14 protein-coding genes are annotated in these 17551 nt (G+C 73.6%); 11 read left to right on the forward strand and 3 right to left on the reverse strand.

All coding sequences use genetic code 11. The annotated features are described in order from the left end of the window. The first annotated feature begins 9 nt into the window (after window positions 1–9). A complete protein-coding gene (locus AC067J_RS01920; protein ID WP_478295990.1) occupies window positions 10–1341 on the forward strand; it encodes an NAD(P)/FAD-dependent oxidoreductase in 1332 nt (443 codons plus the stop codon). A gap of 218 nt (window positions 1342–1559) precedes the next feature. Continuing rightward, on the forward strand, window positions 1560–2792 hold the full coding sequence (locus AC067J_RS01925) for a cation:proton antiporter (RefSeq protein WP_478295991.1): 1233 nt from the start codon (window positions 1560–1562) through the stop codon (window positions 2790–2792). A 137-nt stretch (window positions 2793–2929) separates the two neighbouring features. On the opposite strand, the gene AC067J_RS01930 is transcribed toward AC067J_RS01925, so the two are convergent. After that, on the reverse strand, window positions 2930–4870 hold the full coding sequence (locus AC067J_RS01930; RefSeq protein WP_478295992.1) for a DNA polymerase III subunit gamma/tau domain-containing protein: 1941 nt from the start codon (window positions 4868–4870) through the stop codon (window positions 2930–2932). A gap of 309 nt (window positions 4871–5179) precedes the next feature. Here AC067J_RS01930 and AC067J_RS01935 point away from each other — a divergent pair, with 309 nt between their 5' ends. From AC067J_RS01935 to AC067J_RS01965, 7 genes are all read left to right on the forward strand, one after another. Next, window positions 5180–5941 carry a 3-hydroxybutyrate dehydrogenase gene (locus tag AC067J_RS01935; protein WP_478295993.1) on the forward strand — a complete coding sequence of 254 codons (762 nt, stop codon included), beginning with the start codon at window positions 5180–5182 and terminating at the stop codon, window positions 5939–5941. A gap of 135 nt (window positions 5942–6076) precedes the next feature. After that, the gene (locus tag AC067J_RS01940; RefSeq protein ID WP_478295994.1) at window positions 6077–7486 is read left to right on the forward strand and encodes an MFS transporter; all 1410 of its coding nucleotides are present in this window, start codon (window positions 6077–6079) and stop codon (window positions 7484–7486) included. A 263-nt stretch (window positions 7487–7749) separates the two neighbouring features. Further along, window positions 7750–9726 (forward strand): helix-turn-helix domain-containing protein, encoded by a 1977-nt coding sequence (locus tag AC067J_RS01945; RefSeq protein ID WP_478295995.1) that lies wholly within the window; start codon window positions 7750–7752, stop codon window positions 9724–9726. A 156-nt stretch (window positions 9727–9882) separates the two neighbouring features. Continuing rightward, window positions 9883–10653: a lipoyl(octanoyl) transferase LipB gene (gene lipB, locus AC067J_RS01950; protein WP_478296359.1), complete on the forward strand. Its 771-nt coding sequence runs from the start codon at window positions 9883–9885 to the stop codon at window positions 10651–10653. Between the two features lie 223 nt (window positions 10654–10876). Further along, on the forward strand, window positions 10877–11839 hold the full coding sequence (locus AC067J_RS01955) for a lipoyl synthase (RefSeq protein WP_478295996.1): 963 nt from the start codon (window positions 10877–10879) through the stop codon (window positions 11837–11839). A 240-nt stretch (window positions 11840–12079) separates the two neighbouring features. Further along, the gene (locus tag AC067J_RS01960; protein ID WP_478295997.1) at window positions 12080–12265 is read left to right on the forward strand and encodes an SCO2195 family GlnR-regulated protein; all 186 of its coding nucleotides are present in this window, start codon (window positions 12080–12082) and stop codon (window positions 12263–12265) included. 97 nt (window positions 12266–12362) lie between these two features. After that, window positions 12363–13055: a DUF4191 domain-containing protein gene (locus AC067J_RS01965; RefSeq protein ID WP_478295998.1), complete on the forward strand. Its 693-nt coding sequence runs from the start codon at window positions 12363–12365 to the stop codon at window positions 13053–13055. Between the two features lie 110 nt (window positions 13056–13165). Here AC067J_RS01965 and AC067J_RS01970 read toward each other — a convergent pair whose 3' ends face one another. Beyond that, window positions 13166–13633 carry an RDD family protein gene (locus AC067J_RS01970; protein WP_478295999.1) on the reverse strand — a complete coding sequence of 156 codons (468 nt, stop codon included), beginning with the start codon at window positions 13631–13633 and terminating at the stop codon, window positions 13166–13168. Between the two features lie 299 nt (window positions 13634–13932). On the opposite strand from AC067J_RS01970, the gene glnA reads away from it, so the two are divergent. Together glnA and AC067J_RS01980 are read left to right on the forward strand one after the other, a co-directional pair. Beyond that, a complete protein-coding gene (glnA, locus tag AC067J_RS01975) occupies window positions 13933–15345 on the forward strand; it encodes a type I glutamate--ammonia ligase (RefSeq protein WP_478296000.1) in 1413 nt (470 codons plus the stop codon). Window positions 15346–15516: 171 nt separating this feature from the next. Further along, window positions 15517–15771, forward strand: a complete 255-nt coding sequence (locus tag AC067J_RS01980) for a lipopolysaccharide assembly protein LapA domain-containing protein (protein ID WP_478296001.1) — start codon at window positions 15517–15519, stop codon at window positions 15769–15771. 364 nt (window positions 15772–16135) lie between these two features. Here AC067J_RS01980 and AC067J_RS01985 read toward each other — a convergent pair whose 3' ends face one another. Next, the gene (locus tag AC067J_RS01985; RefSeq protein ID WP_478296002.1) at window positions 16136–17353 is read right to left on the reverse strand and encodes a cytochrome P450; all 1218 of its coding nucleotides are present in this window, start codon (window positions 17351–17353) and stop codon (window positions 16136–16138) included. Window positions 17354–17551: the final 198 nt, after the last annotated feature.

The following is a 17551-nucleotide window of genomic DNA, read 5'->3' on the forward strand; positions in this document are numbered from 1 at the left end:
GAGCCACCCGTGCCCACGTATGACTTCATTCGCCGCACCCGTCGGCAGTCCGATCCGGACGTCGTTGTGGTCGGAGCCGGACTCGCGGGCCTGGCCGCCGCCCGCGTCCTCACCGGCCACGGCCTGACCGTCCAGGTCCTGGAGGCCTCGGACCGGATCGGCGGCCGAGCGGCCACCCAGGAGCTGGACGGCTTCCGGCTCGACCACGGAAGCCATCTGCTGAACACCGCGTTCCCCGAACCGCGCCGCGTGCTCGACCTCGACCGCCTCGAACTGCGCCCGCTCGCGCCCGGCGTACTCGTGCACAGCGGCGGGCGCCGGTACCGGGTCGGGGACCCCCAGCTGACCGCCGCCCGGCAGGCTGCCGTCCGGGCACCGCTCGGCAGCCCGCTGGACAAGGCGAGGCTCGGCAGCTGGCTCAACCGGCTCGCCGCGACCCCTGCCGCCCGCCTGAAGGCCAGGCCGGAGACCACCGCCGCCCGGGCGCTCGCCGACCGCGGGCTCGCCCCGCGGACCGTCGACGGCCTGTTGCGGCCACTGCTCGGCGCCCTGCTCAGCGATCCGGCGCTCGGCACCAGCAGCCGGGTCGCCGACCTGGTGCTCCGCTGCTACGCGCGCGGCCGACTCTGTCTGCCCGCCGGCGGGATCGCGGCCGTGCCGGCCCAACTGGCCGCCGCCCTCCCCGCCGGCACCGTGCGCACCGGCGTGCGGGTCACCTCGATAGCGGCCGACGGCGTGGAGACCGCCGGCCACGGGCGGATCGGTGCGCAGGCCGTGGTCGTCGCCACCGACCCCCGGTCCGCCACCGGCCTGTTGCCGGGCCTGCGCCTGCCGGGCTTCCACCCCGTCACCACCTACTACCACGCGGCCGACCGGAGCCCGCTCGGGGAGGCCGTCCTCCTCCTGGACGGCGACCGTCCGGGCGGTCAGCCGTCGCTGGTCTCGCACTCGCTGGTGCTCAGCGAGCTGCACCCCTCGTACGCGCCGCCCGGCCAGGCGCTGATCGCCACCACCGTGCTCGGCCGCCGCACCTTCGACGCCGGCGGGCCGGCCGCGCTGGAACCCGCGGTGCGCGCGCGGCTGGCGGAGCTGTACGGGACACCGTCCACGGGCTGGCACTTCCTGAGCGTGCGCCACCTCCCGGACGCGGTGCCGGCCATGCCGCCACCGCACAACACCCGGCGGCCGGTCCGGCTGCTGGCCGGGCTCTACGTCTGCGGCGACCACCGGGACACCAGCAGCGTGCAGGGCGCGCTGGTCTCCGGCCGGCGGGCCGCCGAGGCCGTGGTGCGCGACCTCGGGGTGCCCGGCACCGTGCGGGAGGCGGAGGCCGCGGCCTGACGCAGCGCTGCCGCCGGTTCCGGCGGCGGGCACGCGGGCGGGCGAGCCGGTCGGCCGGGCGGCCAGTCGGCTGACCGACTGACCGGCCGACTGCCGGCGGAAGGCCCGCGCTGTCGTACGCGGCACGCGGGCGGGCTGCCGGGGCGGGGCCCGCCCGCGTGCCAGTATGCCGATATGATCGCTAATCGGATGGTTTCCTCCCCCCGGTCGGTCACCCGGTGAGCACCGGGCTGGAGGTCCAGCCGATCGCGCTGATCCTGGTCCCGGCCGCCGCCGTGGCGGCCCCGCTGCTCGCCGACCGGCTGCTGCGCTGGGTCGCCGTCCCCACCGTGGTGTTCGAGATCGTGCTCGGCGTGCTGATCGGACCGGACGTCCTGGCCTGGGTGCACGTCGACGACCTCGTCGACGCGCTCTCCCGGTTCGGCCTGGCCATGCTGATGTTCCTGGCCGGGTACGAGATCGACTTCGCCAAGCTCCGCGGCGGCCCGCTCAGGCAGGCGGGCGTCGCGTGGCTGGTCGCCCTGGTGGTGGCGCTCGGCGTCGGGGCCCTGGTCAACCGGGACCCGCTGAACGGCGCCTTCGCCGGACTGGCGCTGACCACCACGGCGCTCGGCACCATCCTGCCGATCCTGCGCGACTCCGGGGAACTGCCCACCCCGTTCGGCTCGCTGGTGATGGCGACCGGCGCGGTCGGCGAGTTCGGGCCGATCATCGCCATCGCGGTGCTGCTCAGCGGCAACACCCCGGCCCGGACCGCCGTCATCCTGGCCGCGTTCGCCGTGATCACCGCGGTCGCGATCGGCTACGCCCGGCGCGCCCGGCCGGTCTGGATGAGCCGGCTGATCCGGCACACCCTGCGCACGTCCGGCCAGTTCGCCGTCCGCATCGTGATCCTGGTGCTCGCGACCATGGTGGCGGCCGCGCTCTGGCTCGACCTCGACATGCTGCTCGGCGCGTTCACCGCCGGCATCGTCTCCCGGCTGCTGCTCTCCGACATGCCGGAGGCCGAGGAGGAGGTGATCGCGGCCAAGCTGGAGGGCATCGGCTTCGGCTTCCTCGTCCCGGTGTTCTTCGTCGTGAGCGGGATGAACTTCGACCTGGAGTCGCTGCTGGACGACCCGGGCACGCTGCTGCTCGTCCCGCTCTTCCTGGCCCTGCTGCTGGCCGTGCGCGGACTGCCCGCGGCACTGCTCGCCCCGATCGGGCTCGGGCGGCGCGACCGGGTGGCGCTCGGGCTGTACGGCGCGACGGCGCTGCCCCTGGTCGTGGTGATCACCACGATCGAGGTGGACGCCGGACGCCTGCCGTCCTCCACGGCGGCCGCGCTGGTCGGCGCCGGGATGCTCTCGGTGCTGTTCTTCCCGCTCGTCGCCCAGCGGCTGCGCGGGCGTGTCCGCCCGCCGGCCGCCGTCGGGGGCGACCGGCCGCGGGTGAACGCCGAGAGCTGGTGAGCGCTCCGCTGCACGTCGGCCGGACGTACGTCGGCCGGACGCGCGGCGATCGCACGGGGGAGATCGGACGTACGGAGGTCGGAGGTACGGAGATCGGGCGTACGGAGGCCGGAGGTACGGAAGTAGGACGCGGGTGGTCAGATCACCCCCGCCTGGCGGACGGTCTCCTCGAACGCCCGGGCCACCGGGCTGCCGCGGTACGGGGTGAGCCGGCGGTGGAAGTCCCGCACGTACTCCAGCGAGCGGGCCGAGCGCATCTCCCCCGCCGCCCGCAGCGCGTCGGTGGCCATGCCGCAGGCCTCGTCGAGGTCGCCCATCCCGAGCCGGGCGGTGGCCAGCACGAGCCGGCAGAAGATCCGGCTCCGGGCGTACGCGGGCGAGCGCAGCCGCAGCGACTTCTCGGCGTGCTGGGCGGCCGTCCGCCACTGCTGGAGGTCCCGGTAGCAGTGCGCGAACTCGTCGGAGAGCTGCGCCTCGTCGAAGAACCTGGCCCAGGAGGGCAGTTCGTCGCCGGACCGGGCCGCGGCCAGCGACCGCTCGGCGCGCACGAGCGCCGTGGTGCAGGAGCGGACGTCGCCGAGCAGGCCGTGCCCGCGCGCCTCGGCGGCGTGCAGCAGCGCCTGCACGGTGGGCGGCACGGCCCCGCCCACGCCCTGCTGGGCGACCCGGGCCAACTGGACGGCCTCCCGGCCGTGGCCGAGGTGCACGGCCTGCTGGCTCATCGTCACCAGGACGTACCCGCCGAGCGCGCGGTCCCCGGCGGCCTGGGAGAGCCGCAGGGCCTGGACGAAGTAGCGCTGGGCGAGGCCGTGCGCGGCGATGTCGAAGGACGTCCAGCCGGCCAGCCGGGTGAGGTCCGCGACGGCGCCGAACAGGGCGCGGCCGATCTGCTCGCCGTAGCGGCCGCGCAGCATGGGCTCGGCCTCGCTCTCCAGGTAGCGGACCAGCGCCTGGCGGGCGTGGCCGCCGCCGTAGGCGTGGTCCAGCGCGCGGAAGAGGTCTCCGACGGCGCGGATGGCGGCGATGTCGCCCCGGCCGACCCGCAGCGCCGGGCGGGGCTCACGGGCCGGGTCGTGGTAGGGCGGCTCGACGGCGATGGGCGGGCGACGGCTCTGGGTCGGGACCCGGCCGAGCGCGGTCGTACCGGCCGCCGCGCCGGAGGCCGGCCCCGCGGTCGCCCCGGTGGCCGGCCCCGCCCCGGCGGGCGCCCCGGCCTGGGCGGCGACCCGGCCGGGGGCCGTTCCCGGCGCACCGGACGCCCCGGGGGCGGATCCGCGGGCCGGGGGCGCGGCGGACGCGGCCTGACCGGGTGGTCCGGCGGGCGGCGCCCCGCTGCCCGGATCGGGCCGGGCCAGGGTGGAGCCGTCCCGGGCGACCCGCTCGTCGGTCCGGCCGATCAGCCAGTCCCGGCTGGGCACGACCAGTCCGGCCGGGGTGAAGGCGATCCGGCGCAGCTCGGACTGCGGTCCGTTGTCCTTGCGCCACATGCTCGCCACGATGTCCACCGCCTCCTGCGGCGTCTCGGCGAACTCCAGGCCCGCGTAGACCGGGGCGCAGGCGTCCAGGCCGAGGTCCTGGGCGGTGAGGCGGCGGCCGAGCCGGCGGGTGAACACCTCGGCGATCAGCGCGGGAGTGGCGCCCCGCGGCTGCTGGCCGCGGAGCCAGCGGGTGACCGAGGTCTTGTCGTAGCGCAGGTCCAGACCGTGCTCCAGGCCGAGCTGGTCGACCCGGCGGGCCAGGCCGGCGTGCGAGAAGCCGGCCTCCTCGATCAGCGCGGCCAGCTGGAGGTTCTGCGTGGCCGACCCGGAGTGGCCGCCCGTCTGGCCGCCCGCCTGGTTGGCCGACTGGTTGGCCGCCTGGCCGCCCGCGGGTCCGCTCCGGGCCGGCCGGGCCGGCTCCTCCGCGGTGGCGAGGGCGGTCGGGTGCCGTTCGGGCGCGGCCTGCGCGGGGAGCCGCAGCTCGTCGGCGGTCGGGGCTTCGGGGGCGTCCGGAAGGGCCCGGCCGACCGGACCTCGGTGCTGGTCGAGCGGGTCGAGCGGTCCGTACGCCGGGCTGTCGGTTGCAGGCCTTTGGGGCATAGTCAGTCAACACCTCTCGGACGCCGCACCGGCTCCACCAGCGGTTCGGCTGCCTGTGGCGACGCCCCCTGTCGGGAATCGGCGTGAATGTAGCGAGCATTCGGGCGCTATGGGCGGTTCTGACCGAGCAATCCTCCGAACGGGTGAAGCATCCGCGCCCATTGTGGGGAAGACGCCTCAGGATGGGTTTGGCTTTCACGGCCTCAGCCGCCGATCGGCCCTCGTGGCGGTGATCACCACAGTCCGCCGGGGTGCTGTGGCGTGCCACCACATAGGACTGCGGACGCCGGATTCCTACCGTTCTCGGCCATGGACACCACTTCAGCCCGCCCGCTCGACGGCCGCACCGCCCTGGTCACCGGGGCCGCCTCGGGCATCGGCCGGGCCTGCGCCGAGGCCTTCGCCGCGGCCGGCGCCCGGGTCTACGTCGTCGACCTCGCCGCCGATCCGGCCCGCCGGCTCGCCGAGCGGATCGGGGGCGTCGCGCACGTCGCCGACCTCTCCGATCCGGAGGCGGTGGAGGCGCTCCCCGCCGACGCCGACATCGTCGTCAACAACGCCGGCCTCCAACACGTCGCACCGGTCCACGAGTTCCCGGTCGACCGGTTCACCCTGATCCAGCGGGTGATGGTCGAGGCCCCGTTCCGCATCCTGCGCCGGACCCTCCCGCACATGTACGCGCGGGAGTGGGGCCGGGTCGTCAACATCTCCTCCGTCCACGGCCTGCGGGCCAGCGCCTTCAAGTCGGCCTACGTGACCGCCAAGCACGCGCTGGAGGGGCTGAGCAAGACGGTGGCCCTGGAGGGCGCGCCGTACGGCGTCACCAGCAACTGCGTCAACCCCGGCTACGTCCGCACCCCCCTGGTGGAGCGCCAGATCGCGGCCCAGGCCCTCGCCCACGGCATCCGCGAGGACGAGGTGGTGGAGCGGATCATGCTCGACCGCACCGCCGTGAAGCGCCTCATCGAGCCCGACGAGGTCGCCGGGCTCGCCCTCTGGCTCTGCTCCCCGCACGCCTCCTACATCACCGGCGCCAGCCTCCCGATCGACGGCGGCTGGACCGCGCACTGACCGACCATCCGCGTCGTACGCACGGCTCCCAGGACCACAGCCACTCCCGGGGATGTGTGGGTCATCCACATAGCCCCGAGGGTTGGCGCTTCCTACCGTGTGGCGACGATCTCCCCCGGCCCGGAAGTGGTGACCATGACAGCCGCTGTCTCCGATCAGGCACCAAACCGCTCGCTGCCCAGAGTCGTGGCCGCGAGTCTGATAGGTACCACCATCGAGTGGTATGACTACTTTTTGTACGGTACGGCGGCCGCGCTCGTGTTCGGGAAGCTGTTCTTCCCGTCGAGCGATCCGCTGACCGGGACGCTGCTCTCCTTCCTCACGTACGCCATCGGGTTCGCGGCACGGCCGCTCGGGGCCCTGGTGTTCGGGCACTTCGGGGACCGGATCGGGCGGAAGAAGCTGCTGGTGGTGAGCCTGCTGCTGATGGGCGGCTCGACCACGCTGATCGGGTGCCTGCCGACGTACACGTCGATCGGCGCCATGGCGCCGGTCCTGCTCACCGTGCTGCGGCTGGTGCAGGGGTTCGCGCTCGGCGGCGAGTGGGGCGGTGCGGTGCTGCTGGTCTCGGAGCACGGGGACGCCCGGCGGCGCGGGTTCTGGGCGTCCTGGCCGCAGGGCGGGGCACCGGCCGGGAACCTGCTGGCGGCCGGGGTGCTGTCGCTGCTGACCACCGTGCAGTCGGAGGAGACCTTCCTGGCCTGGGGCTGGCGGGTGCCCTTCCTGCTGTCGGCGGTGCTGGTGGGGGTCGGGCTGTGGATCCGGCTCGCGGTGGACGAGTCTCCGCTGTTCAAGCAGGCGCTGGCCCGGGCGGAGGCGCGCGAGGCGCAGGGGAAGGCCGAACAGCCGCCGCTGGTGGCGGTGCTGCGGCACCACTGGCGGGAGGTGCTGGTGGCGATGGGCGCCCGGATGGCGGAGAACATCTCGTACTACGTGATGACCACGTTCGTCCTGGCCTACGCCGTCACCCACGTGCACCTGTCGAAGCAGACGGCACTCAACGCCGTACTCATCGCCTCGGCCGTCCAGTTCGCACTGATCCCGCTCTTCGGGGCGCTCTCCGACCGGGTCGGCCGCAAACCGGTCTACCTGGTCGGCGCGGTGGGCGTCGGCGTCTGGGCGTTCGTCTTCTTCGGGCTCGTGGACACGAAGTCCTTCGGCTCGCTGCTGCTGGCGGTCACCGTCGGACTGGTCTTCCACAGCGCGATGTACGCACCCCAGGCCGCCTTCTTCTCCGAGCTGTTCGCCACCCGGATGCGCTACTCCGGCGCCTCGATCGGCGCCCAGTTCGCCTCGGTCGCGGCGGGCGCCCCCGCCCCGCTGATCGCCACCGCGCTGCTCAAGGACCACGGCAGCTCCACACCCATCTCGGTGTACGTCGCGATCGCCGCCGTGATCACCGTGCTGGCCGTGCTCTGCGCGCGGGAGACCCGCGGGCACGACCTGGCGGAGACGGAGCCGGACGTTCCGGGGGAGACCGCGGTGGGAGCCGGGCAAGAGAAGGGGACGGACGGCGCGGTGGTGGCCAAGTCCGCGGCCGCCTGACCCCACGGGCGGTCCGACCCGGCATCCGACACCGCGTCCGGCACGGCGAACGGCACGACAACCGGCACGACGAACGGCTCGACGACCGTCACGGCGAAGGGCACGAGACCGGCTCGACGACCGGCACGACATCCGGCTCCGCGTCAGGCGGCCGGCGCTCATTACCGCATGAGCGCCGGCCGCCCACGACCACCCCGGCTGAACAGCTACGATCGCGCTTCCCTCCCCAGGGCCGAGACCCACTGCCGATTGGCGGCCGCACCATGAACGACCGCGCCACGAACGACCCCGCCACCGACGCTCGCGCCGCGAACGACCTCCGACCCGGCTCGGCACCGGCGCTGCGACGGCTCCTCGACCTGCTCGCCTCCGGCGCCGCAACCGAGGACTTCGCCGACGTGCTGGCCGACGCCCGCCGGCGGGGTGCGCCGGCCGCGGTGCTGAGCGAGATCGACGACGCCACCTGGCAGGCGCTGCGCGTCCACCGGACGCTGCGCCAGCACCGGCGCCGCGAAGCCGAACTGACCGCCCTGTTCGACACCGCCGGGGACCTCGCCGCCTCCCGGGACCTCGACACCGTGCTCCAGGCCATCGTCCGCCGAGCCCGGATGCTGCTCGGCACCGACACCGCCTACCTGACCCTCCCGGACGAGACCGCCGGCGACACCTACATGCGGGTCACCGACGGCTCGGTCTCCGTCCTCTTCCAGACCCTGCGGCTCAGCCTCGGCGACGGCCTCGGCGGCCTGGTCGCCCAGACCGCCCGCCCGTACGCCACCCCCGACTACCGGACCGACGACCGGTTCCACCACACCGGCACCATCGACGCGGGCGTCCTCGACGAGGGCCTGGTGGCGATCATCGGGGTGCCGCTGCTGCTCGGCGGCCGGGTGATCGGCGTCCTGTTCGCCGCCGACCGCTCGCCGCGCGCCTTCTCCCCCGACGAGGTCGCGCTGCTCTGCACGCTGGCCGCACACGCCGCGATCGCGCTGGACACCGCCAAGTCGCTGGCCGACACCCGGGCCGCGCTCGCCGAGCTGAACACCGCCAACGCGCTGATCCGCGCCCACTCCGCCGCCGTCCAGCGCGCCGAACAGGGCCACGACCGGCTCACCGACCTGGTGCTGCGCGGCGCCGAGGTGCCGGACGTCGCCGCCGCCGTGGCCGGCCTCCTCGGTGGCGAGATAGCGGTACTGGACGCCGAGGGCGAGCCGCTGGCCGGACGGGCCGCACCCGGCGCCGGGCTCGCCGAGGCGGCGGCCGCGTCCCGCGCCGAGGGCCGGTCGGTGCCGCACGACGACGCCTGGGTCTGCGCGGTCCTGGCCGGCCAGGAGCAGCTCGGCACCCTGGTGCTGCGCGGCCGCCCGGACGTCGACGACGCCGACCGCCGGCTGTTCGAGCGGGCCAGCGTGGTGACCGCGCTGCTCCTGCTGCTGCGCCGTTCGGTCGCCGAGACGGAGAACCGGGTCCGCGGCGAGCTGCTGGCCGACCTCCTCACCGCCCCCGGCCGTGACCCGGCCGGGCTGACCGCCCGCGGGCGGCGGCTCGGGGTGGACCTCGGGCGCCCGCACCTGGTGCTGGTCGCCGAGCCCGCCGGTTCCGGCGCCGGCGCCACCGCCGCCGCCACGGACCGGGCCCGGCTGGCGGGCGCGGCCGGGCGGTACCTGTTCGGGTCCAAGGGGATCAGCGCGGAGCACGGCGACGCGGTGGTGCTGCTCGTCCCGGCCTGCGACGGCGAGTCCGGGGACGCCGCGCAGCGGGCGGCCGAGCAGGCCGCCGAACGGCTCGCCCGGCTGACCGGCTTCCCGGTCACCGTGGGCGCCGGCCGCACCGCCGCCGGGCCGGTGGCGCTCGCCGCCGCGCACGCCGAGGGGCTGCGCTGCGTCCGCGCGCTGCGGGTGCTCGGCCGGGCCGGGGACGGCGCCTCGGCCGGGGCGCTCGGCTTCCTCGGCGTCCTGCTCGGCGACGGCCACGACGTGGACGGCTTCGTCCGGGCGACGCTCGGCCCGCTGCTGGAGTACGACGCCCGGCGCGGCACCGAGCTGGTCCGCACCCTGCGCGCCTACTTCGACTGCGGCGGCAGCCTCACCCGGGCCAAGGACGAGCTGCACGTCCACGTCAACACGGTGGTGCAGCGACTGGACCGGGTCGAGGTGCTGCTCGGGCGGGACTGGAACCACCCCGAGCGCTCGCTGGAGCTCCAGCTGGCGCTGCGGCTGCAACTGCTCTCGGACACCTGAACGGGTACGACGGCGGCGGGCCGCGGCACAGGACGGAGGACGGCCACCCCCACGGGCACCTGGACGGCTCCTCGGCGGGCGGGCGTACAGTGGCCAGGTTGGTCTCGAACGCCTGGCAAGGAGCAGTTGGTGAGCGAGAACGTACGTTTCGTGCGGATGGGCATAGGCGAGGGCGCCGTGCCCTACCAGGAGGCCTGGGAGGAGCAGCAGCGGCTGCACGCCCTCCGGGTCGCGGACGAGATCCCGGACACGGTGCTGCTGCTGGAGCACCCGCCCGTCTACACCATGGGCAAGCGCACCAACCCCGCCGACCTGCCGCTGGACGGCACCCCGGTGGTCGAGGTCAACCGGGGCGGCGAGATCACCTGGCACGGCCCGGGCCAGCTGGTCGGCTACCCGATCGTGAAACTCCCCGACCCGATCGACGTGATCGCGTACGTGCGCCGGCTGGAGGAGGCGCTGATCCGCGCCTGCGGCGCGGTCGGCGTGGACACCACCCGGATCGAGGGCCGCAGCGGCGTCTGGGTACTGGGCGACTCCATCCCGGACGCGGTGGTGGACCCGTCCCAGGTGGTGGACATCGGCAAGCTCACCCTACGGATGGGCCTCCCGCTGGGCATCGACCCGCGGCTGGCCGGCCCCGAGTACGCGCCCTCCAACGCCGGGCAGCGCGGCGACGACCGCAAGCTCGCCGCCATCGGCGTCCGGGTCGCGCGCGGGGTGACCATGCACGGCTTCGCGCTCAACTGCGATCCGGACATGACCTGGTTCGACCGGATCGTGCCGTGCGGCATCCGGGACGCGGGCGTCGCCTCGCTGGCCGGCGAGCTGGGCCGGGACTTCACCGTCGCCGAGGCGCTGCCGCTGGTCGAGAAGCACCTGGCCGAGGTGCTCGCCGAACTGCCCGAGCCCGCGCTCGGCCGCTGAGCGCCCGCGGCCCGCGCCTCACCGCCCGCGAAGCCACCGCCCGCGCCTCACCGCCCGCAAACCCCCTCCCCGAAGCCGCCCACCCTCGAAGTCCCGGGCGGCTCCCGGGGAATCTACCCGCCGGTAGTGCTGTTGCCCTGCGATTGCAGGCAACAGCCCCAGCGAAGGCCGTACAAGCACAGGCGTACCCTGGGGGTACCCCGTCTAGTTCTAGGAGTCGCACGTGTCCGCTGTCGCACCCGACGGCAGGAAGCTTCTCCGCCTGGAGGTCCGCAACAGCGAGACCCCCATCGAGCGGAAGCCCGAGTGGATCAAGACCCGCGCGAAGATGGGCCCGGAGTACAACGCCCTCCAGTCGCTGGTGAAGAAGGAGGGGCTGCACACCGTCTGCCAGGAAGCCGGCTGCCCCAACATCTTCGAGTGCTGGGAGGACCGCGAGGCGACCTTCCTCATCGGCGGTGACCAGTGCACCCGCCGCTGCGACTTCTGCCAGATCGACACCGGCAAGCCCGCCGACTTCGACCGGGACGAGCCGCGCCGCGTTGCCGAGTCCATCGTCACCATGGACCTCAACTACGCCACGATCACCGGCGTCGCCCGCGACGACCTGCCGGACGGCGGCGCCTGGCTGTACGCCGAGACCGTCCGCCAGGTGCACGCGATGACGGCCGGCCGCGAGAGCGGCCGCACCGGCGTCGAGCTGCTGATCCCCGACTTCAACGCGGTGCCCGAGCAGCTCGCCGAGGTCTTCTCGTCCCGGCCCGAGGTGCTGGCGCACAACGTCGAGACGGTGCCGCGGATCTTCAAGCGGATCCGCCCGGCGTTCCGCTACGAGCGCTCGCTCGACGTCATCACCCAGGCGCGCGCGGCCGGGCTGGTCACCAAGTCCAACCTGATCCTCGGCATGGGCGAGACCCGCGAGGAGGTCAGCCAGGCGCTGGCCGACCTGGTCGGGGCCGGCTGCGAGCTGATCACCATCACCCAGTACCTGCGCCCCTCGCTGCGCCACCACCCGGTGGAGCGCTGGGTCAAGCCGCACGAGTTCGTCGAGCTGCAGCAGGAGGCCGAGGAGCTCGGCTTCGCCGGGGTCATGTCCGGCCCGCTGGTGCGCTCCTCGTACCGCGCCGGGCGGCTGTACCGGCAGGCGCTGGAGCACCGCGAGCAGCACGAGCAGGCGGCGGTCTGAGCCGCGGTCCGGTGCGGACCGGCGGTTTTACGCCATCGGAGGGGGCGGAGCTTCGGCTCCGCCCCTTTCGCTTCACCGGGCTTTGACTGCCTGGTCACGGACTGGTAACACGGGGTGGGGACGATGGCGGGGTCGCGATCGTTCGATTCTTCTCGGCCACGGCACGTCGTGGCCGGGCGACAGCGGGGACGAACGGGTCCCCGCGGGGAATCTCCCCGGCCATGAGAGGAGCTGTTCGGCATGCGGGTCGGTATCCGGTCCATGGGCACCGCGCTGCGGCTGGCCGAGAGCGTGCTGCTGGCGGGCGGCCAGCGCCAAGCCCGGCGGAATGCCTGGTCAGCGGTCTGCGAGAACCGTCGGTACGCCGCGGACAGGGAGCGGGACGCGCGGGTCGCGACCGTCCCGGCGAAGGCCGCGGGGCACTGACGGAGGGCACCGGTACGAGGGCGCACGGGTCACGGTTCGGGGCGAACGGGTACCCGGGCTTGGATATCCCGTACCCACGCCACGTACCATGAGCGTTATGGCGAGGGAAACATCCGAGAACCCCGGGCGACTGAAGCAGATCCGCCTGGCGTACACCATGACCAAGAAGGTCGACACCAAGATCGGCCTGATCATCGCCGGCGTCGGCCTGCTGACCTTCGGCGTGTTCCTCGCCATCGGCTTCGCGATCGAGCACCCTGTCTACCTGGGCATCCTGGGCTTCATCGTGGCCTTCCTGGCCATGGCGATCGTCTTCGGGCGCCGGGCCGAGCGCGCCGCGTTCGGACAGATGGAGGGGCAGCCGGGGGCCGTCGCGGCGGTGCTGAACAACATCCGGCGAGGCTGGAGCGCGAACTCCACCCCGGTCGCGGTCACCCGTAGCCAGGACGCGGTGTACCGCGCCGTGGGCCGGGCCGGCATCGCGCTGATCGGCGAGGGCAACCCGAACCGGGTCCGCCAGCTGCTGGCCTCCGAGAAGAAGAAGACGGCCCGGATCGTCGGCGACAGCGTGCCGGTGCACGACATCGTGGTGGGCACCGGCGAGGGCGAGATCCCGCTCAAGAAGCTGCAGATCCACCTGATGCGCCTGCCCCGCGCCATCACCCCCACCCAGGTCACCGAGACCAACGACCGCCTGCGGGCGCTGGGCGACCTGCTCTCCAAGGCGCCGATCCCCAAGGGCCCGATGCCCAAGGGCGCCCGGATGCCCAAGGGTGGCCAGGTCCGCTGACCCCCTCCCCGTCGACAGAACGGCCCCGCCGCGGAAGCTCCGCGGCGGGGCCGTTCTTACGTTTCCGGCTCCTGGGTCGGCCCGGCTCCCGGGTCGACTCCCGGGCCGGGTCAGATCCTGACCTCGACCGTGCCGACCGCCTTGTCGTGCAGGCCGCGGGTGTCGCGGTCCCAGACCAGGGCCGGCACCACCAGGAAGAGCAGCACCGTGCGCAGCAGCACCTGCGGGATGGTGGCCCGGCTGCCGTCCAGACGGACCACCCGCAGGCCGAACAGCCGCTTGCCGACGGTCGTCCCGGTGGTGGCGAGCAGCAGCACGATGACGGTGAAGAGCAGCGGGGTGGTCCACATGTTCGCCGAAGCCGCCGTCCCCTTGCCGATCAGCCCGAAGGCGACCAGCGCGACCAGCCAGCCGTCGACGAACAGCGCGCCCATCCGGCGGCCCGGGCCGCCGATCGAGCCGGGGCCCTCCTGGGGCAGTCCGAGGCGCTCACCGCGGTAGCCGAAGTCGGCGCCCATCTTCTCGGCGGCCGCCTTCGGGCCGTCGATCCACGATCCCAACGCTTCTCTGGTGTCCACCGATCCACACTAACCGGGCATACGCCCGGCACCGCCACCGGCTCCCCCGGGGAGTCCCGGAGATGCCCGGGGGCACTCCCCCGAAGAGTGAACCGCGCCACTCGGGCTTTCCCTCACCCTTCCCAAGTGGTCCAGACCACTGCACGGGTTCGACCTGGGAGGGCGAGGCGTTTTGTCCGAGACCGTACGGCTTTGCCGCCCGCTCGACGACGGCGGTTAACATTCAGGAAACGACTGGGTCACCGGTCGGAAACGGGCCATTCCTAGGGTGAGCCCCATTCGCACGCCGAGGAGGACGAATGTTCAACAACGCCACCGAAGTGAAGCAGTTCATCCAGGACAACGACGTCAAGTTCGTCGATGTCAGGTTCTGCGACCTGCCGGGCGTCATGCAGCACTTCTCCGTACCCGCGGCGACCTTCGACCCGTCCGAGGTCCTGATGTTCGACGGTTCGTCGATCCGGGGCTTCCAGGCGATCCACGAGTCCGACATGGGCCTCGTCCCCGACCTGGCCACGGCCCGGCTCGACCCGTTCCGCCAGGAGAAGCACCTCAACATCAACTTCTTCATCCAGGACCCGGTCACCGGCGAGGCCTACAGCCGCGACCCGCGCAACGTCGCCAAGAAGGCCGAGGCCTACCTCGCCTCCTCCGGCATCGCCGACACCGCGTTCTTCGGCCCCGAGGCCGAGTTCTACGTCTTCGACTCGGTGCGGTTCGACACCAGCGCCAACGCCTCGTACTACCACATCGACTCCGAGGCCGGCGCCTGGAACACCGGTTCCGCCGAGGGCGACGCGCGCGGCTACAAGGTCAAGTACAAGGGCGGCTACTTCCCCGTCCCGCCGGTCGACCACTTCGCCGACCTGCGCGCCGAGATGTCCCTGGAGCTGGCCAAGGCCGGCCTGGAGGTCGAGCGCCAGCACCACGAGGTGGGCACCGCCGGCCAGGCGGAGATCAACTACAAGTTCAACACCCTGCTGCACGCCGCCGACGACCTGATGCTGTTCAAGTACATCATCAAGAACGTCGCCTGGCGCAACGGCAAGACCGCCACCTTCATGCCGAAGCCGATCTTCGGCGACAACGGCTCGGGCATGCACGTCCACCAGTCGCTGTGGACCGAGGGCACGCCGCTCTTCTACGACGAGCAGGGCTACGCCGGGCTCTCCGACACCGCCCGCTACTACATCGGCGGCCTGCTCAAGCACGCCCCGTCGCTGCTGGCCTTCACCAACCCCTCGGTGAACTCCTACCACCGCCTGGTGCCCGGCTTCGAGGCCCCCGTCAACCTGGTCTACTCGCAGCGCAACCGCTCGGCCGCGATCCGCATCCCGATCACCGGCTCCAACGCCAAGGCCAAGCGCATCGAGTTCCGCGCGCCCGACCCGGCCTCCAACCCGTACCTGGCCTTCGCCGCCATGCTGATGGCCGGCCTGGACGGCATCAAGAACAAGATCGAGCCGCTGCAGCCGGTCGACAAGGACCTCTACGAGCTGGCCCCCGAGGAGCACGCCAACGTCCCCCAGGTGCCGTCCTCCCTCCCGGCCGTCCTTGAGGCCCTGGAGGCCGACCACGAGTACCTGCTCGCGGGCAACGTCTTCACGCCCGACCTGATCGAGACCTGGATCGACTTCAAGCGCACCCACGAGATCGCCCCCATCGCCCTCCGCCCCCACCCGCACGAGTTCGAGCTCTACTACGACCTGTAGAAGGCCCTCGCCTGCGGGGACGCGGGAACTCCGGGACCGTTGCCGGGCTCCGAGCCGCGGCAACGGTCCCGCCGGTCCCCGGAGCGCGGCCGGCCTCGGCGGGGAGGCCTCGCGGGCCGGTGGGGACGGTTCCGGCAGGTGGGGTGGGGGGATGCGCGGGATACTGGGGGCATGGCGAAGAACACTCCGCCGCCGCACGGCCCGCCGACGATCACGGTCAAGGGCAGGGACCTGCGGCTGCGCACGATCGGGATCGCCGTCCTCGCGGTCCTCGCTGTCTGGTTCATCGCGGCCAACACCGATTCGGTGTCGATCACGTTGTGGGTCGCCGACGTCACGATGCCCCTGTGGGTGGTCCTGAGCGCGACCCTGCTGGTCGGCCTGGTGATCGGCTTCTTCGTCGGCCGGCGCCGCCGGAAGGTCTAGGTCCCACCAACGGCGCATGCGGGCCTTCGGGCGGGCCGGCGGGGCGGGGGTGTCGCCGCTGTGGTGGGCGCCGGAGGCGCCGGCGACGGTGACCGCGGCCACCGCGCCGTAGGCCACGAAGGCGCGCTGCGAGGCCGGGATGCCGTTGACGGTCGCCGCCGCCAGGCAGGCGAGGAGTGCGGTCGTTCCGACCAGGAGGACCTGTCGGGGCGCGGAGCGGCAAGGGCCGGCGGCGCCGCGAGCAGGGCGAGCAGGACCGTGGCGCCGACCAGGATGTCGAGTCCGGTCACGGCGGCGATCAGCGCGTACGGCGGGAGGGCGCCCGTGGGTGTGCGGGGGCGCACGCGGCGGCCGCCCCGCGGCGTCAGCGGACCGTGACGGGAAGGGTGTCGTAACCGCGCAGGACGAGGCGGTCGCGGCGGGTCGGGACGCCGCCGGAGGCCAGCCGGGGGAAGCGGTCGAGGAGGGCGGGCACCGCGATGTCCGCCTCCAGGCGGGCGAGCCTGCTGCCGAGGCAGAAGTGCGGCCCGCCGCCGAAGCTGAGCGGCTGGCTGTCGGTCCGGGTCGGGTCGAAGCGCTCCGGGCGGTGGTAGCGGGCCGGGTCGTGGTTGGCCGCGCCCAGCATGACGAACACCACGGTGCCGGGCGGCGCGGACAGGTCCGCCACCGTCAGCCCGTCGGCGGCGGCGACCCGGGTGGTCAGCTGGACCGGGGAGTCGAAGCGCAGCACCTCGTCGGTGAACCGCCCCGGGTCCAGCGCCCCGGTGCGCAGCCCGTCCGCCGCCTCCGGGTGGTGGAACAGCAGGGAGAGGCCGTTGCCGAGCAGGTTGGTGGTGGTCTCGAAGCCGGCCACCAGGAGCAGGACGAGGTTGCTCAGCAGTTCCCGGCCGGAGATCCGGTCCGGCGAGTCGGCGGCGATCCGGGCCAGGTCGCTCACCAGGTCGCCGGTCGGGCGGGCCAATCGCTCGGCCACCAACTCGGCGAAGTAGTCGGACAGTTCGCCGGCTGCGGCGTCGGCCGACGCGAGGTCCGAGAGGTCCTGGATCAGCTCCAGCGCGATGGTGAGATCCGATGCCAGGGTACGGAAGCGGTAGCGGTCCTCGACCGGCACGCCGAGCAGCTCGCAGATCACCTCGACCGGCAGCCGGAAGGCGAAGGCCTCCATGAAGTCGACCGGCGAGCCGTCGGCGCCCTGCTCGGCCAGCCGGTCGAGCAGCCGGTCCACCGCCGTCTCGATCGACGGGCGGAGCGCGGCCACCCGGCGGGTGTTGAAGGCCGAGGCGATCAGCGAACGGACGCGGGCGTGGTCGGGGGCGTTCCGCTGCAGGATCGACTGGCTGAGCAGGGCGATCGACGCGTGCGCGAACAGCTCCTCGTCGGCTCCCGCCAGGGTCGCGGCGTCCTCCAGCGCGAAGGCGGGGTTGCGCAGGACCTGGTTGGCGGCGGTGTGGCCGACCGCGAGGATCACGTCCGGGCCGGCCGGGGCGGCGGCGCCGAGCTCATGGGCCCGCGCGTAGAGCGGATAGGGGTCGAGCCGCCCCTCGGTGGTCATGAGCTGCTCGATGATCGCTGCGCCGTCCATCCGGTACTCCCCTCCAGAGAAACCAACTCCCTTCGGACCAACCGTTGGTAGGGGCACGGTAGTTCCCGGCGGGCGGGAGCGGCGCTGCTCGGCGGGAGGCGGGACGGTGGGGCCGGCAGGGGCCGGCGGGGCCGGGGCACTGCGCGGGAGGCGGGACGGGGCGCGGCGCGGGTGGGGGCCGGGCGGGCGGATGGTCGG

Source organism: Kitasatospora sp. NPDC042419, from assembly GCF_056437345.1.

Coding starts and splice junctions, on each gene's coding strand:
- AC067J_RS01930 (WP_478295992.1), bottom strand. CDS start 4,870: ATGCCCCAAAGGCCTGCAACCGACAGCCCGGCGTACGGACCGCTCGAC.
- AC067J_RS01935 (WP_478295993.1), top strand. CDS start 5,180: ATGGACACCACTTCAGCCCGCCCGCTCGACGGCCGCACCGCCCTGGTC.
- AC067J_RS01940 (WP_478295994.1), top strand. CDS start 6,077: ATGACAGCCGCTGTCTCCGATCAGGCACCAAACCGCTCGCTGCCCAGA.
- AC067J_RS01945 (WP_478295995.1), top strand. CDS start 7,750: ATGAACGACCGCGCCACGAACGACCCCGCCACCGACGCTCGCGCCGCG.
- lipB (WP_478296359.1), top strand. CDS start 9,883: ATGGGCATAGGCGAGGGCGCCGTGCCCTACCAGGAGGCCTGGGAGGAG.
- AC067J_RS01960 (WP_478295997.1), top strand. CDS start 12,080: ATGCGGGTCGGTATCCGGTCCATGGGCACCGCGCTGCGGCTGGCCGAG.
- AC067J_RS01965 (WP_478295998.1), top strand. CDS start 12,363: ATGGCGAGGGAAACATCCGAGAACCCCGGGCGACTGAAGCAGATCCGC.
- glnA (WP_478296000.1), top strand. CDS start 13,933: ATGTTCAACAACGCCACCGAAGTGAAGCAGTTCATCCAGGACAACGAC.
- AC067J_RS01980 (WP_478296001.1), top strand. CDS start 15,517: ATGGCGAAGAACACTCCGCCGCCGCACGGCCCGCCGACGATCACGGTC.
- AC067J_RS01985 (WP_478296002.1), bottom strand. CDS start 17,353: ATGGACGGCGCAGCGATCATCGAGCAGCTCATGACCACCGAGGGGCGG.